This window comes from Peptoniphilus indolicus (assembly GCF_900454665.1).
Taxonomy (GTDB): Bacteria; Bacillota; Clostridia; order Tissierellales; family Peptoniphilaceae; genus Peptoniphilus; species Peptoniphilus indolicus.
The window spans coordinates 966,370-980,674 of record NZ_UGTH01000001.1 but is presented as its reverse complement, the minus strand read 5'-3'; the positions used below and the strand labels follow the sequence as shown (position 1 = coordinate 980,674).

Genomic DNA, 14,305 nt, shown 5'->3' with positions numbered 1-14,305 from the left:
GATTTAATAAAATTAAATAATGGATATAATTATAAAAAGCGTATAAATTTCAAAGCATTTAAATGTAAAAACACAAGTGATATAATTGTGCCGAGGTGAGAAAATGGCATTTATAGAAGTTAAAGACCTTTATAAAAAATATATAATGGGAGAAACCACAATTTTTGCCAATAATGGGATTAATTTTGAAATAGACAGGAATGAATTTGTGTTGATAATAGGTCCATCAGGAGCAGGTAAGTCTACACTTCTCAATATTCTTGGAGGAATGGATAGTCCAACTTCAGGTATTGTAAGTATAGATGGCAAAGACATTTCAAAATTAAACGATAGAGAACTTACAATGTATAGAAGAAATGATATGGGGTTTGTTTTTCAATTCTATAACTTAATTCCAAATTTAACGGTTAAAGAAAATGTAGAATTGGCAACTCAAATAGTAAAAGACGCATTAAAGCCTGAAATAGTTTTGGAATCTTTGGGGCTTAAGGATAGAATGTTTAACTTTCCATCACAATTATCAGGCGGGGAACAACAGAGGGTTTCAATAGCAAGAGCTTTGGCGAAAAAACCGAAATTATTATTGTGTGATGAGCCAACTGGAGCACTTGATTATAAAACAGGTAAACAAGTTTTAAAAATTTTAAAAGACACAGCTAAGACAACGGACACAACTGTAATAGTAATAACACATAATAAGGCTGTTGCACCTATAGCTGATAAAGTGATTGAAATTATGGACGCTAAAGTGAAATCAATAACAATAAATGAACAGCCAATGAATATTGATGAAATAGAATGGTAGTTTTATGAAGAATATAGAAAAAGATACTCTGAGAGAAATAAAAAATTCATTATCAAGATATATTTCCATACTTATAATTGTAGGGTTGGGTGTTTTTGTGTTGGTAGGACTTACATCAACTGCCCCAACTATGAGAAATAATGCCCAAGACAAAATAAAAAAAGAAAATACAGAAGATATTTTGGTGAGCTCAGTAATAGGATTTGAAGACAGTGATTTAAATTCTATTGAATCTCAAAATGGAATTGAGGAGCTTGAGTATGGATATGAAGTTCAATTAAAAGAAGACACGACAGGAAAACTTGTGTCTCTTTTTAGTATGCCATATAAAATTGGAAGACCTACTGTAGTTTCAGGTCGAAATATAAGAAATGGCAGAGAAATTTTATTAGATGCAGAGTTAGAAAAAGAATTTAAATTAGGTGATACTCTAACTTTTAGAAAAGAGTCCGGAATTTTTGACAAGAGTGATGAAAATAAACTTATAAGTTATGAGTACAAGGTCGTTGGCTTTGTAGAAAGTATGTCTTATATTTCAAATAGGAGTAGGGGAACTTCCCTTGAAGGGCTTGGAGAAATAAAGGGATTTGGCTACATATCCCCTGCAAATTTTAATACTAATGTCAAATTTGCAAAGTTAATATATAGCGGAACACGAGGCATTGAAACGTCATCTAAAGAATACAAAGAAATATTAAAACCTCATATAAATAGTTTGAAAGTAGATTTTAATCGTAGACCCGAAGAAAGATATGATGATTTAAAAGACGATTTAAAAAATAAAATATCTTCAGGAGAAGCTGATATTAAGGAAGCTGAAGATAAAATTAAAGATGGGGCAGAAGAACTTGAAGACGGAAAAGAAAAGTTGGAAAAGGGAAAAGCAGAGATTTCAGATGGAGAAAGTAAGTTAAGCAAGGAATCTAAAGTTGGAAGAGATAAGTTAGATGAAGCAAAAGACAAGTTAGAAAAATCAGAACGTGAAATAAAAGAAAATGAAAAAAAGTTAAAAGATGGAAAAAATAAATTAGACTCTTCTAAAATAGAGCTTGAAGATGGCAATAGAAAGTTACAAGACGGGAAAGCAAAAATTGAAGAAGCTGATAAAAAGCTACAAGATGGTGAGCTTGAGTACAACGAGGGCGAAAAGAAATATGAAAGAGGCTCCGGAGAGTTAGATAGTTCTCGAAAGACTTTGGACCAAGCTAAAAAACAATTGGAAGAAGGACGTAGAAAACTTGATGAAGGACTTCAAAGAATAGAAAGTTCAAAGGCAGAGTTAGAAGCCGGAGAACAAAAATACCAATTGGGGTTGCAACAGTATCAAGAAGGAGAGAAAAAATATTCAGAAGGGCTTCAAAAAATAGCAACTGAACTTGGAACAAGTGCCAATATAGATGAAGTGGATAGAAAGCTAACAGAAAATGAAAGTTATATTAAGTTAGTTGAAAAGATATTGTCAGAGTACAGAAGAGCCGAAGCAGAACTTAAGTCCATAGAACAAAGTATAAAGGAAAAAGAGAACCAAATAAAAATTTATGAGCAAGATTTAGAAAAATTGGAAACTGAAAAAAACTCAATAGATTCTTCTAGCTCAAGATATGCTGAGTTAGAAAGTGAAATAATTAAAAAGAGAGCTCAGATAGATTCGCTGAAGATGGACGTGCAAACTACAAGAGAAAGTTACAATGCCGCAATGGAATTAAAAAAACAATTTGAAAGTGAAATTTCAAAGTTGAGCATGAAATATGGCGGAGTAGATATTGTAAAAGAATATGATTCATTACTTGCGAATTTGAAGTTAGCAAGAGCAGGCGTGGACAAATTAAAAGAAAGCAGGAGAGAATTAGACAGAGCTGCTGTTCAATTGGAAGAGTCGAAGAAGACTATAGAAATGGGAAAGAAACAGCTTGAAGAGGGAATAAAAGCAGCTGAGGCCGGAGAAAGAGAATACAGAGAAAATCTTTTAAAATTTAAAGATGGAGAAGCTAAGTACGAAGAAGGTAAGAGAGAATTAAATACAGCAAGGCAAAAATTAGATGCTGCAAAACTTGAGATAGAGAGTGGAAAAGAAAAATTAAAATCTGCAAAATCGCAATATGATGAAAATCTTTCTAAATATAACGATGGAAAGATAGAGTATGAAAAGGGCAGGAGTGAATACGAATCCGGAGTTGAAAGGTTAAATGACGGAAAGAATGCATATAAAGAAGGCCTAGATACTTATGAAAAAGCAGAAGACACTTATTTTTCTGAGATAAATTCTGCACGAGACAAACTTGAAAAAGCAAAGAGAAAACTCTATAAAAATGAAAAGGAACTTATAAAAGGTCAAAAAGAATTTGAAAGCAAAAAACTTGAAGCTGATGAAGCAATACAAAATGGCAAGAGTGATTTAGAAGATGCAAAGAGAGTGCTGAAAATTTTAAAGGTACCGAGATACAAAATAACTCCAAGATATTCAAATGCATACTTAAATGCATATTTAAAAGATGCTGACAGTGTAGACACATTGAGCCTTGTGTTCCCAATATTTTTCTTTTTGATAGCAATGTTGGTTACATTTACAACTATGACCAGAATGGTTGAAGACAATAGAATTAATATAGGAACATATAAAGCCTTGGGGTATACAACTGGAGAAATTTCAAAAAAATATTTCATGTATGGAAGTAGTGCAGCCATAATAGGAGGAGTAATAGGGGCTATTGTAGGTTCAACACTGTTACCTAGTATAATAGGAAATGCATACTCTACAACAACTATATTTGAAAATCATTTGAACTATTATTTCTACCCTGGCAAGGCGATTTTATCAATATTGGTTGGATTAGTGTTCAGTGGTGTGGCAGCTCTGATATCAGTTAGAAAAACTTTAAAATCAAACACAGCAAGCCTACTCAGAAAGGAAACGCCAAGAGCTGGAAATAGAATTTTACTTGAAAAAATTCCGTTTATCTGGAATCGTATGGACTTTTTATTTAAAGTTACAGCGAGAAATATTTTCAGATACAAGAAGCGTATGATTATGACAATAATAGGTATAATGGGCTGTACCGCACTTCTAATTTTGGGATTTGGTATAGAAGGCTCTGTAAATGGAATAGGCAATAAACAATTCGATGAGATTATGAATTATGACCTATCTGTAACTTATGATGAACTTTTAGATGAAGATTCATATCAACAATACATCATTAGTAAGAATAAAAAAGAGTTTGAAAGAACAGGAGTAAATTTAGAACAATTTGAATTTGATTACAAAGACGTCATTGAAGATTTGACACTGATGAGTGTAAAATCTGACAAAACAATAAAAGACTTTGTAAACATAAGGGATAGAAAGAGTGGCGAAAAAATAGACATACCTGAAAATGGTGTGATAATAAGTGAGAAAACAGCAAAGTTAAAAAAATTAAAAATAGGAGATACTTTAAAGATAACAAGTAGTGAGGGGATATCTTTTGAAGTAGAAGTTTCTGAAATAATGGAAATGTATATGGGACATTATGCTGTAATGGGTAAGGATTATTATAATAGAGTATTTAAAAAAGAATTACAAAACAATACAGACTTGTATAAAATAGATAAAGATGTTGAGAGTATTAAAGATGAATTTCAAAATTATAAATCTGTTGTGTCAGTTGTAAATATGAATTCAGTACAAGAAATAATGAATGAATATATGAATTCAATTGAAAAAGTTCAAGTGATTATAACAGTTGCATCAGCTCTTTTAGCTATGATAGTCCTATACAATTTGACGAATATAAATATAGTGGAGAGATTGCGAGAGATTTCAACAATAAAGGTATTGGGATTTTATTCGTATGAAACCACAGCTTATATATATCGTGAAACAGGTCTACTCACTGTGTTAGGTATAATCTTTGGAGCACTTGTAGGAAAATTACTTCACTACATTGTAATTCAAATAGTAGTTCCAAACGAAGCCATGCTGGACCCTGTATTGACATTAAAATCATACTTTGTTTCAATTTTTATAACGTTATTTGTGAATTTAGTCATAATGTTGATTTTCCACAATAAACTAAAGGGCATAAATATGGTAGAATCTTTAAAATCAAATGAATAATTGATATAACACGTGTTATAATACTTATAACAATAGTTCGGAGGAATATAACTTGGAAAAAATAATTGTAAAAAAATCTGAGCCATTAAGAGGGACAGTTCGCATAAGTGGAGCTAAAAACGCAGCACTACCGATTTTAGCTGCTTCTTTACTTGGAACAGAAGATGTAGTTCTTGAAGACGTACCGGGTCTTAAAGATGTAGATATAATGTGTCAGGTGCTTGAAAGTTTGGGGAGTACTGTAAAGAGAGTAGAAAAAAACAAAATAATAATAAATTCTAATAATTTGAGTTCATACGTGACCAATTATGAGTTAATGGGAAAGATGAGAGCATCTTTTTTAGTTATGGGACCGCTTCTTGGCAGAATGGGAAAAACTGTTAATTCTCTTCCAGGGGGTTGCAATATAGGTGCAAGGCCTATAGACTTACATTTAAAAGGTTTTGAAGCTCTTGGAGCAAAAATTGAAAATAATGTTGGTGATATTACAGCAAGTTGTGAAAAACTAATAGGTGGTACAATATATTTAGATTTTCCATCTGTTGGGGCTACAGAAAACATAATGACAGCAGCTGTGTTAGCTGAAGGAGAAACTGTAATTGAAAATGCTGCAATGGAACCTGAAATAGTAGATTTAGCTAATTTTTTGAGAAAGATGGGGGCTAAAGTAGTGGGAGCCGGCACATCAACTATAAGAATTAATGGAGTAAAAGAATTAAAAGGCTGTACTCATCAAATAATACCTGACAGAATAGAAGCTGGAACATTTATGGTTGCGGCAGCTATGACAGAAGGAGATATAAAAATTGAAAATGTGATAGCATCTCATATAAAACCTGTTATTGCAAAGCTTGAAGAAGCGGGGGCACAAGTAATTGAAGAAGACGACAGCCTTAGAGTAATAGGGAATTCAATTAAACGTCCTATAAATATAAAGACATTGCCCTATCCGGGATTTCCAACAGATATGCAAGCGCAGTTTATGGCATTTACAACAACTTTAAACGGGAAGAGCACAGTTAAGGAAACTGTGTTTGAAAATAGATTTATGCATGCAGATGAACTTGTGAAAATGGGAGCAGATATAAACACCAAGGATAGAGAGGCAAGAGTTGTAGGGCCAAGTCAATTAAAAGGTGCAAAAGTAAATGCTACAGATTTAAGAGCAGGAGCAGCTTTAATTCTTGCCGGTCTTATTGCAGAAGGTGAAACTGAGATAGGCGAAATTTACCATATAGATAGAGGATATGAGGATATAGAAGAAAAATTTAGAAACCTTGGAGCAAATATTGAAAGGGTTGAAATTTAAAGTTATGGAGAAATCCATAGCTTTTTATTTTGGAGTAAAAAAATAAGAGCGACTAGCGCTCTTAAAAATTTTTAATTAGTCTTCGTAAACTTCGAAGTCTTCTTTTCCAGCTCCGCAAAGTGGGCAAACCCAATCTTCAGAAACATCTTCAAATGCTGTGTTAGGTTCAACTCCGTTGTCAGGATCTCCTAAAGCTGGATCGTATATATATCCACAAAGTGTACATTCAAATTTTTGCATGGGGTGTTCTCCTTTCATAATTTAAATATTTAAAATTTATAGTTAATTATTACCCACAAAATTTTAAATATAACTAAAAATTATAAATATAAAGAAAATATCTTTCCCTTAAAAATATTTTGTTTAAACTGCAATATCAAATTTAACTAATTTTCCGAAAGAGTTAACCTTTTAGGGACAGAGAAAATAATAAAATTGGGGAAGGAAGTAGTTTTCATATTAAAATAGGAAAAGCAGTATTCCATGAATCAACAGGCGGAGAAAAAGGCAAAGACAGAAAAGGATAAGTTGATGTGCACTTTAATTTTCACACAACTGTCAGTTGCCACAGAAAGCCGATATAGGAAAAATGGCTTAAAAATAGTATAATAATATAGATATTGACTGAAACAAATTTAAGTTTGCAAAGCAAGATAAATTTAAATACGAAAAGGAAGATGATTTTATGGCTCTAATAGATGCAATTCTTTACGGAATTGCTATAGCAGCTATTTTTAACGGTGCAGTGGCTTCTTTGGTACTTATTAATCCAAGATTCTTTTTGGATTCTTATCCAAAGGCTATCCAGAAAACAGCTCCGCAACAAATGACAAAGCAAGAGAAAAAAATAAACATGACATTTACTATCATTATTGTGGGAGTTTGTTTTATTTATTCAACAATAAGTATTTTACATTCAGGAGTTGTTGGCTTTTGGAATATATTTTGGATGGGATACATTCAGTGGAGTATATTAAATATAGGAGACTTTTTGTTATTGGATTGTCTCTTATTTCAAGGAAAATATAAAGAAAAGATAATTATTCCGGGAACAGAGGGACACAAAGATTATGAGTTTAATAATTGGATGAAACATTTGGCAATTCGAGAACATTTTTTATTAGTTCCATTTTTTCTTGTACCAATTATAGCTACAATTCAAGCTTTGTTTGTTGGCTTTTTAGGAAGATAAATTTAGAGTTGCATAAATTAATTTAACAATTTGATAAAGAATCAACAAAAAATCAGATAAAAAGCTATCTGATTTTTTAGAAAGTCCTATCCATCACCAGAACAAAGTATTAGAAAAATATTTGAAGTATAAAGACACATACAAAGCCTATATCAAGTTAAAGAAAGGCAAATAAGATAATTTTTAAAATGAGCATATGGCAAATATTATTAAAGAGATTAAAAATATCACGTAGGACATTTAGGAGAATAAATATATAAGATTGTAAATAAGAAGTAATAACCTTTAAGAAAGAAAAGACAAGCTATATTTTAAAATCATAGATATACGAAAGAAGTGGGTTAAGCAGAAAAAGTTAAAATCTTTATAGAGTAGTTACAGGAAGCTTCAAATGTACTAAAAAAGATGAAAAGTAACGAGTTATATTTATAAAATTTGGCTTAAATATGGTATTTTATCATAAGCGTTGAGTGAAATAAAATTTTAATTAACTCAAGGAGGTGTGTTGAAATACAAAAAGTAAAGATAGAAAAGAATACCGTTCAGGAAACATTGTTTGTGCCACTATATGGTAGAAAAATGTGTTCTGAAAAATTTCCTGAACTTTATACAGATATTTTTGCAAAGAAGCTGTGTGATGGATTGGATTATGATTTTTCCAAATTAGATAGAAAAAACAATTCATTCTTATATGAATTCGGATCGCTTGAAGCAGCAATGCGTCAGTTGGATATTATGTGGGAAATCAAAGAATATCTAAAGATTTATCCAAAGGCAACTGTTGTAAATCTCGGTTGCGGCTTGGATGAAACGGGAAAAGCCTGTGATAATGGAAGTTGTAAGATAGTAAATGTAGATTTTCATGATGTTATAGAGATTCGTAACCAGCTTATTTCAAATTATGAAAGAGAAAGAAATGTTGCCTGTGATTTAAAAGATTACTCATGGATGAACGAAGTAGACGGTTCAAAAGGAGTTATTTTCTTTGCGGCAGGGGTATTTCATTATTTTAAGAAAAATGAAGTGAAAGATTTAGTTTTAGAACTTTCTAAAAGATATGTAGGGGGTTGTTTGATTTTTGATAGTGTAGGTAAGCTCGGTTTAAAGCTAATGATGTCAAAGACACTAAAGAGTATGGGTATCAGCGATGTAGACGGATTATTCTATACAAGTAGTCCAATACAAGACCTTAACTGGTCGGATAAAATAAAAATTACCTCAAAGGGATATATGTTAGGTTACAATGATATGAAAAGCCCTAATATTCACTTCTTTCATCGTTTACTTGCAAGGATAGGTGATGATATGATGAAGATGGCTATAAATAAGATTGAGTTTGTCTAAATCAAACAATTAAACATAAAATATAACATGGCAATTCATGAAATAGTAAACCAAAAAAGTTTACTGTTTTTCTTTGTCTAAAAACGAAAAGGAGAACACGTAGAAGAAAAATAAAAATAAAAACACTACATAATAAACAGTTAATTATAGATAATGGAAAAACAAAATATACTGTAAACCTACATTTCAAGCAGGGTACAAGCGAAACATATAAAGACAAAATATCAAAGCTAATCAAGAGAGAGACGGAAAAGTTTATGTCCTTAACAAATTTTTCCAAAAATTTCAATAAGCTTTGACTTATTAAGCTATTCTGTAAATATTGTTAGAGGCTTTTAGTAATCTAAGATTTTCCCTGGTAGAGTGTTCACTCAATTTATTATCTTTAAATCATTATCTTGAGTATAGTCTGATAGAAATTTTTTGGGGTAAGAATTTACTTATTAGACTATTATTTCTTTATTGTTTTTTTCCTTGGTGTTGTTTTGATGAGAATAATATACATCATATATAAATTTCTTTTTTTATTTTGCTAAATTGTTAAGTTTCAATCTATTATCACTTGTTATACTCTTTGAAAATAAAAAATATTTTATAAAAGGCTTTTAAATTTTATCAAAATATGTTAAACTTTTAACATACAAAGAGAAAACGTTTTATATTAAGGGGGAAATGTTATGGCTACTTTTAGCGTACCTAATAAAATAGTACATGGGGAAAATTCATTAGAAGTTTTATCTTCTTTGAAAGGTAAGAGAGCAACTTTAGTAACTGGTGGAAGTTCAATGAAGCGTTTTGGCTTCTTGGATGAAGTTACTAAGATACTAGAAGATGCTGGATTTGAAACTCAACTTATTGACGGTGTAAATCCTGACCCAACTGTGGAAGAATGTCTTCTAGGCGGAAAGAAAATGGAAGAGTTTGGTCCTGATTGGATAATTGCCATAGGTGGCGGTTCTGCAATGGATGCAGCAAAAGCTATGTGGGTATTCTATGAACATCCAAACTATGATTTTGAAAAATTAGTTTCTTTTGACAACCCACCACTAAGACAAAAAGCTCGTATGGTATGTATACCTTCAACTTCAGGAACAGCTTCTGAAATCACAGCTTTTTCTGTAATAACTGATCCGGTAAAACAAATAAAGTATCCATTAGTACATCCTGACTTTGTTCCGGATATAGCTATTATAGACCCAAGACTACCACAAAAAATGCCACCACTTATCACAGCTCAAACAGGTATGGACGTTATGACTCACGCTATTGAAGCAATTGCTTCAACTGCAGCTGATGATTATACTACTCCTTTGGCAGTTAAAGCGGTTGAGTTAGTTCTTAAATATCTTGAAAGAGCCGTTAAAGATGGAGACGATATGGAAGCAAGAACTAAAATGCATGATGCGTCAACTCTTGCCGGTATGGCATTCTCAAATTGTTCATTAGGTATTGTACACAGTATGGCTCACAAGATTGGTGGTATATTTCACTTAACTCATGGAGAAGCAAATGCAATAATGCTACCATACATCATCGACTACAATAGAAAAGAAAGTGATAGCTATGATATGTTAGAAGATACTTTAAGAATAGATGACATAGCTGAAGAAGTTAGAAAACTTAACGAAGCTGTTGGATTGACTTTGAATATTAAAGATGGAAAGAACACAGTAATTGAAGAAGATAAATTCCTTGAAGTGTTAGATACAATGTCAGCTAATGCATTTGCAGATGCTTGTACTCTAACTAATCCAAGAAAGACTAGCCCTGAAGATATCAAGAAAATCTACACAGCAGCTTACTATGGAGAAAAAATAGATTTTTAATTTAAATTTAAAAAGATAGCGTGAAATTTTTAGGCACTATCTTTTTAGTACCATAAATAGTGTAAGAAAGGAAGTAATTCCTATCTTGCACTATTTTTGTATAATGAAGAAGTAGTATGACGAGCGTCTTTTAGGGTTAAAACATCCGACATAAAAACTGTCAACTACCTCTTCATTATTCATATTCGGTTAAGCAGGTTGGGCAAAACGTCCGTGTCACAAGTTAAAATGAGTCTAATGGTGCAGGTAGAAACTACAAAAGAAAAAAGAAAGAAGGCAAAACATGATATCTGTAGGTATAGACATATCAAAAGAGAAATTTACAGTTTGTGCATTAGAACAAGGAAGCAAAATAATTTGGAAACCATTTGATGTTTCAATAAACAAACCAAAACTAGAAGAACTTCTAGAGAAGCTAGAAAAAATAAAGGAAGAAGTAAAAATAACAATGGAAGCAACAGGAAAATATCATCTACCGATACTTTATGAATTAAAAGATAGAGGATACTTTGTTTCAGTAATAAATCCATTAAAGATGAAACAATTTTGCCGAGCCTTTTAGAAAAGCAAAAAATGACAACATAGATGCAAAACAAATAGCAGAATATGGACTAATGTATTGGAAAGAATTAGAAGACTACAAATTAGATGAAGAAAACTACAGAGTCTTAAAAGAATTAAATAGAAACTATCAACATTACATGGATCTAAGAATCAACCAAATGAACTTCATAGACCAAACAATATATCAAACATTTCCAGGAATAAAAAACTAATCCCCATGGATCAGGAGACTTTTCAAAAGATAAATTATTAGACCTTTTAGAAAAATGGTGGCATAAAGACCTAGTATTAGAAAAAACAGAAGAAAAATTTGTAGAAGAATATAAAGCGTGGGCAAAAGAAAAGAGATACCATCTAAATGTAAACAAAGCAAAAACAATTTACAGCTTAGCAGAGGATAGTATCTCAACACAACCTTCCCATAACTCAAAAATAGGAACAAATATCAGAGAAGGAATAAACCTGATAAAGCAAATAAATCAGATTTTAAATAACATTTTATTATAAATGATGGAAATATCCGAGCCCGTAGAAGAATATCAAGAAGTAAAAAAAAATCTCAGGCATATCAGACAAATTAGCAGTATAAATAGTATCAGAATTTGGTGACTTATTAAAATTTAAAAATAAAAAATGTCTAATATCATTTATGGGAATAGACTCACCACCATATGAATCAGGAAATTTTAAAGCAGACCAAAGGAAAATAAGTAAAAGAGGAAACGCAATACTAAGAAAAGTAGGCTACCAAGCAATGAAATGTATGATGAGTGCAAAAAATTCAGAAAACGAAATATATAACTATATGATAAAAAAGAAAAAGAAGGTAAAGTCAAAAAAGTTTTCAAATTTGCAGGCTTAAACAAATTCTTAAGAATCTACTACGCAAGAGTTATGGAGGCAAAAGCCGAGAAAAAAGAATTAAAAGTAGCATAGATTTGGAAAAACACTAAAAAAAGCTGATTATTTACTTCGGCTTATTTGCCATGCGCTAATTTAATTATTCAAACAATCAAATAACCTGAAATTAATTTCAGGTTAAGTTTGACTTTTGTTAGCAGGTTTTTATGTCTATTTAAAATTGTTCCTTAATAGATACTAAATCTATACTAACTTGTTAAATAAGTTTGCTTTTAAAAGTATTTTGGCAATTATTATTCCTAAGATACTTCCTGTAATGCTTGCCGGAATCCACATTGGCATAAAAAACCAAATTGGTTCACTGTCTAAGCTTAGACCGGGATAAGTGAAAAAATATCTCATAGGATAATATGAAACTAAAGCACCTATTATACCAGTTCCAAAAACTTCTCCAATGCCGGCTGCAAAAAGTGATTTTGTCTTTTTATATAGAATAGCAGATAGCACAGCACCGAAGACAGCGCCGGTGTAAGCTGTAAAAGGTCTACCAAAAATGAACATACGAACTGTGCCGCTGATAAAAGCTTGTGCCAAATTATAAGTTGGTCCTAAGAAAACTGCTCCGACTACATTTGTAGCATGTTGGAATGGAACAAAGTTTGTTATAAATGCCACGCTTGAAACGGCTATATTAATTGCGGCAAAAAGCGCTGCTAAAATCATCTTCTTTAATTTTTTATTTTGCATTAAATGACCTCGTGTTTTCTCTATATTTATTTAGTAAGTATTCTGTTTCAGATTTTTTATCTTCTGCCATAAGTATTCCTGTGACTACTGCGTATCCAGCGACATCAATGTCTTTTAAATCATCTATTGTATTTCTGTTTATTCCGCCTATTGCAACGACAGGGATGCTTACAGAAACTGCAATTGAACTTAAAATTTCAGGGTTCATATCATAAATTACATCTTTAGTTTGAGTTGGGAAGACTGCACCAACTCCAATGTAATCAGCACCTAAAGATTCGGCTTCTTTTGCCATTTCAATGGTTTGAGTGCTGACGCCTATAATTTTATCTTCTCCAAGGATTTTTCTTGCGATATCAGCGGGCATATCAGTTTGTCCGAGGTGAACTCCGTCTGCGTTGATAGCAAGTGCTATATCTATTCGGTCATTAATCAACAATTTAGCATTATATCTATGGCAAAGTTCTTTTAATTCTGTAGCTAATTTTAAAAATTCACGAGTAGTTGCATTTTTTTCTCTGAGTTGTACTAATTTTGTTCCGCCAATTAAAGATTCTTCAATTTCATTTAATAAATTATCTCCTGTAATTAGGTCTCTGTCTGTTACAAGATAGATTGAGTAATCAACACTTTTCAATTTTTGCACCTTCTTTCAAAATTTTATAATTGATTGTAGATAGCTCATTAATCAAATTGATGTGAAAATCTCCAAGTCCACGTATTCCATTCTTTGCTCGTTCACCAGCTACGGACATAAGTGTTGTTATTGTAAGAGCAGATTCTAAAAAGTTATTTGTTGCAGCTGCTCCGGCTGATAGAAGTCCGGTTAGCATACAACCACAACCTGTTACCAATTGCATTTCTGCAACGCCATTGTCAATTGAGTAGCAAGTTTTGCCGTCAGTTACATAGTCAATTTTTCCGGTTACAACAATAACTGAATTTGTAATTTGACTTGCTTTTATTGCAACATCTACCATGGATATTGACTCATCAACAGATGCATCAACTCCTTTAGAGTTTGAAGATTTATTTACTATATAAGCTATTTCAGAATAATTACCGTGAATTATAGAAATTTTATTTTTTATAAATCCATCTGTAAATTCATTTCTTATTGAAGAACTTCCAGCGCCAACAGCGTCAAGCACTAATGGCTTTTGATATTTTTCAGCCATTTTTGCGGCAAATCTCATTTCTTTCAAAGATTCTTCACATATTCCACCTAGATTTATATAGACAGAGCCTGAATTTTTTATAATATCTTCAAGTTCTAGTACTGAGTGAGCCATAATAGGTGAGGCGCCTATGGCAAGTATGGCGTTTGCAACGTCATTGATTGTGACATTGTTTGTAAGACACTCAATCAAAGGTCTTTTTTCTTTTATAGTTTTAAGTTCCCTCTCAAAAATTTTTTCCATTAAAGTCTCCTTAAAATAAAAAATACTCCCTGTGGGAGTAAGCACGCAAAAATTATGTAATGCTTCCTTCCACGGTGTTAACCGACAGGTTCTAAGGGTCAGGTTTTAGCCTTCTCAACTCAAAGAGTCCCCCTGCATGT

General features: G+C 31.9%; 14 protein-coding genes. 10 read left to right on the top strand and 4 right to left on the bottom strand.

The window, feature by feature from the left end; translation table 11 throughout:
* Window positions 1–103: 103 nt before the first annotated feature.
* The 3 genes from DYE58_RS04690 to murA are packed head-to-tail and all read left to right on the top strand — an operon-like array spanning window position 104 to window position 6,210.
* Window positions 104–805, top strand: coding sequence for an ABC transporter ATP-binding protein (locus DYE58_RS04690; RefSeq protein WP_004820396.1), 702 nt, complete (start codon window positions 104–106; stop codon window positions 803–805).
* A 4-nt stretch (window positions 806–809) separates the two neighbouring features.
* The gene (locus tag DYE58_RS04685; protein WP_004820397.1) at window positions 810–4,901 is read left to right on the top strand and encodes an FtsX-like permease family protein; all 4,092 of its coding nucleotides are present in this window, start codon (window positions 810–812) and stop codon (window positions 4,899–4,901) included.
* A gap of 52 nt (window positions 4,902–4,953) precedes the next feature.
* Window positions 4,954–6,210, top strand: coding sequence for a UDP-N-acetylglucosamine 1-carboxyvinyltransferase (gene murA, locus DYE58_RS04680; RefSeq protein ID WP_115312069.1), 1,257 nt, complete (start codon window positions 4,954–4,956; stop codon window positions 6,208–6,210).
* Window positions 6,211–6,285: 75 nt separating this feature from the next.
* On the opposite strand, the gene rd is transcribed toward murA, so the two are convergent.
* Window positions 6,286–6,450 carry a rubredoxin gene (rd, locus tag DYE58_RS04675; RefSeq protein ID WP_040552270.1) on the bottom strand — a complete coding sequence of 55 codons (165 nt, stop codon included), beginning with the start codon at window positions 6,448–6,450 and terminating at the stop codon, window positions 6,286–6,288.
* 445 nt (window positions 6,451–6,895) lie between these two features.
* Here rd and DYE58_RS04670 point away from each other — a divergent pair, with 445 nt between their 5' ends.
* From DYE58_RS04670 to DYE58_RS11335, 7 genes are all read left to right on the top strand, one after another.
* Window positions 6,896–7,402, top strand: coding sequence for a hypothetical protein (locus tag DYE58_RS04670; RefSeq protein WP_115312068.1), 507 nt, complete (start codon window positions 6,896–6,898; stop codon window positions 7,400–7,402).
* 579 nt (window positions 7,403–7,981) lie between these two features.
* On the top strand, window positions 7,982–8,746 hold the full coding sequence (locus DYE58_RS04665; RefSeq protein ID WP_218563702.1) for a class I SAM-dependent methyltransferase: 765 nt from the start codon (window positions 7,982–7,984) through the stop codon (window positions 8,744–8,746).
* A 110-nt stretch (window positions 8,747–8,856) separates the two neighbouring features.
* A complete protein-coding gene (locus tag DYE58_RS11675; protein WP_083827207.1) occupies window positions 8,857–9,045 on the top strand; it encodes a transposon-encoded TnpW family protein in 189 nt (62 codons plus the stop codon).
* A 378-nt stretch (window positions 9,046–9,423) separates the two neighbouring features.
* Window positions 9,424–10,572: an iron-containing alcohol dehydrogenase gene (locus tag DYE58_RS04655; RefSeq protein WP_004820404.1), complete on the top strand. Its 1,149-nt coding sequence runs from the start codon at window positions 9,424–9,426 to the stop codon at window positions 10,570–10,572.
* Window positions 10,573–10,855: 283 nt separating this feature from the next.
* A complete protein-coding gene (locus DYE58_RS11545; RefSeq protein ID WP_004820405.1) occupies window positions 10,856–11,134 on the top strand; it encodes an IS110 family transposase in 279 nt (92 codons plus the stop codon).
* A 52-nt stretch (window positions 11,135–11,186) separates the two neighbouring features.
* On the top strand, window positions 11,187–11,348 hold the full coding sequence (locus DYE58_RS11540) for a hypothetical protein (protein WP_004820407.1): 162 nt from the start codon (window positions 11,187–11,189) through the stop codon (window positions 11,346–11,348).
* Between the two features lie 437 nt (window positions 11,349–11,785).
* Window positions 11,786–11,998 carry a transposase gene (locus DYE58_RS11335; protein WP_004820408.1) on the top strand — a complete coding sequence of 71 codons (213 nt, stop codon included), beginning with the start codon at window positions 11,786–11,788 and terminating at the stop codon, window positions 11,996–11,998.
* Between the two features lie 242 nt (window positions 11,999–12,240).
* On the opposite strand, the gene thiW is transcribed toward DYE58_RS11335, so the two are convergent.
* Genes thiW through thiM form a run of 3 tightly spaced genes read right to left on the bottom strand, consistent with a single transcriptional unit; the run spans window position 12,241 to window position 14,165 of the window.
* A complete protein-coding gene (gene thiW, locus DYE58_RS04645) occupies window positions 12,241–12,744 on the bottom strand; it encodes an energy coupling factor transporter S component ThiW (protein ID WP_004820409.1) in 504 nt (167 codons plus the stop codon).
* Window positions 12,734–13,390, bottom strand: a complete 657-nt coding sequence (gene thiE, locus DYE58_RS04640) for a thiamine phosphate synthase (RefSeq protein ID WP_425452006.1) — start codon at window positions 13,388–13,390, stop codon at window positions 12,734–12,736. The genes thiW and thiE overlap by 11 nt, the downstream gene beginning before the upstream one ends.
* Window positions 13,368–14,165, bottom strand: coding sequence for a hydroxyethylthiazole kinase (gene thiM / locus DYE58_RS04635; RefSeq protein WP_115312066.1), 798 nt, complete (start codon window positions 14,163–14,165; stop codon window positions 13,368–13,370). The genes thiE and thiM overlap by 23 nt, the downstream gene beginning before the upstream one ends.
* Between the last annotated feature and the right edge of the window lie 140 nt (window positions 14,166–14,305).

What these genes read in the sequence shown, in the direction of transcription:
- DYE58_RS04690 (WP_004820396.1), top strand. Translation starts at nt 104, where the DNA reads ATGGCATTTATAGAAGTTAAAGACCTTTATAAAAAATATATAATGGGA.
- DYE58_RS04685 (WP_004820397.1), top strand. Translation starts at nt 810, where the DNA reads ATGAAGAATATAGAAAAAGATACTCTGAGAGAAATAAAAAATTCATTA.
- rd (WP_040552270.1), bottom strand. Translation starts at nt 6,450, where the DNA reads ATGCAAAAATTTGAATGTACACTTTGTGGATATATATACGATCCAGCT.
- DYE58_RS04670 (WP_115312068.1), top strand. Translation starts at nt 6,896, where the DNA reads ATGGCTCTAATAGATGCAATTCTTTACGGAATTGCTATAGCAGCTATT.
- DYE58_RS04665 (WP_218563702.1), top strand. Translation starts at nt 7,982, where the DNA reads ATGTGTTCTGAAAAATTTCCTGAACTTTATACAGATATTTTTGCAAAG.
- DYE58_RS04655 (WP_004820404.1), top strand. Translation starts at nt 9,424, where the DNA reads ATGGCTACTTTTAGCGTACCTAATAAAATAGTACATGGGGAAAATTCA.
- DYE58_RS11545 (WP_004820405.1), top strand. Translation starts at nt 10,856, where the DNA reads ATGATATCTGTAGGTATAGACATATCAAAAGAGAAATTTACAGTTTGT.
- DYE58_RS11540 (WP_004820407.1), top strand. Translation starts at nt 11,187, where the DNA reads ATGTATTGGAAAGAATTAGAAGACTACAAATTAGATGAAGAAAACTAC.
- DYE58_RS11335 (WP_004820408.1), top strand. Translation starts at nt 11,786, where the DNA reads ATGGGAATAGACTCACCACCATATGAATCAGGAAATTTTAAAGCAGAC.
- thiW (WP_004820409.1), bottom strand. Translation starts at nt 12,744, where the DNA reads ATGCAAAATAAAAAATTAAAGAAGATGATTTTAGCAGCGCTTTTTGCC.
- thiM (WP_115312066.1), bottom strand. Translation starts at nt 14,165, where the DNA reads ATGGAAAAAATTTTTGAGAGGGAACTTAAAACTATAAAAGAAAAAAGA.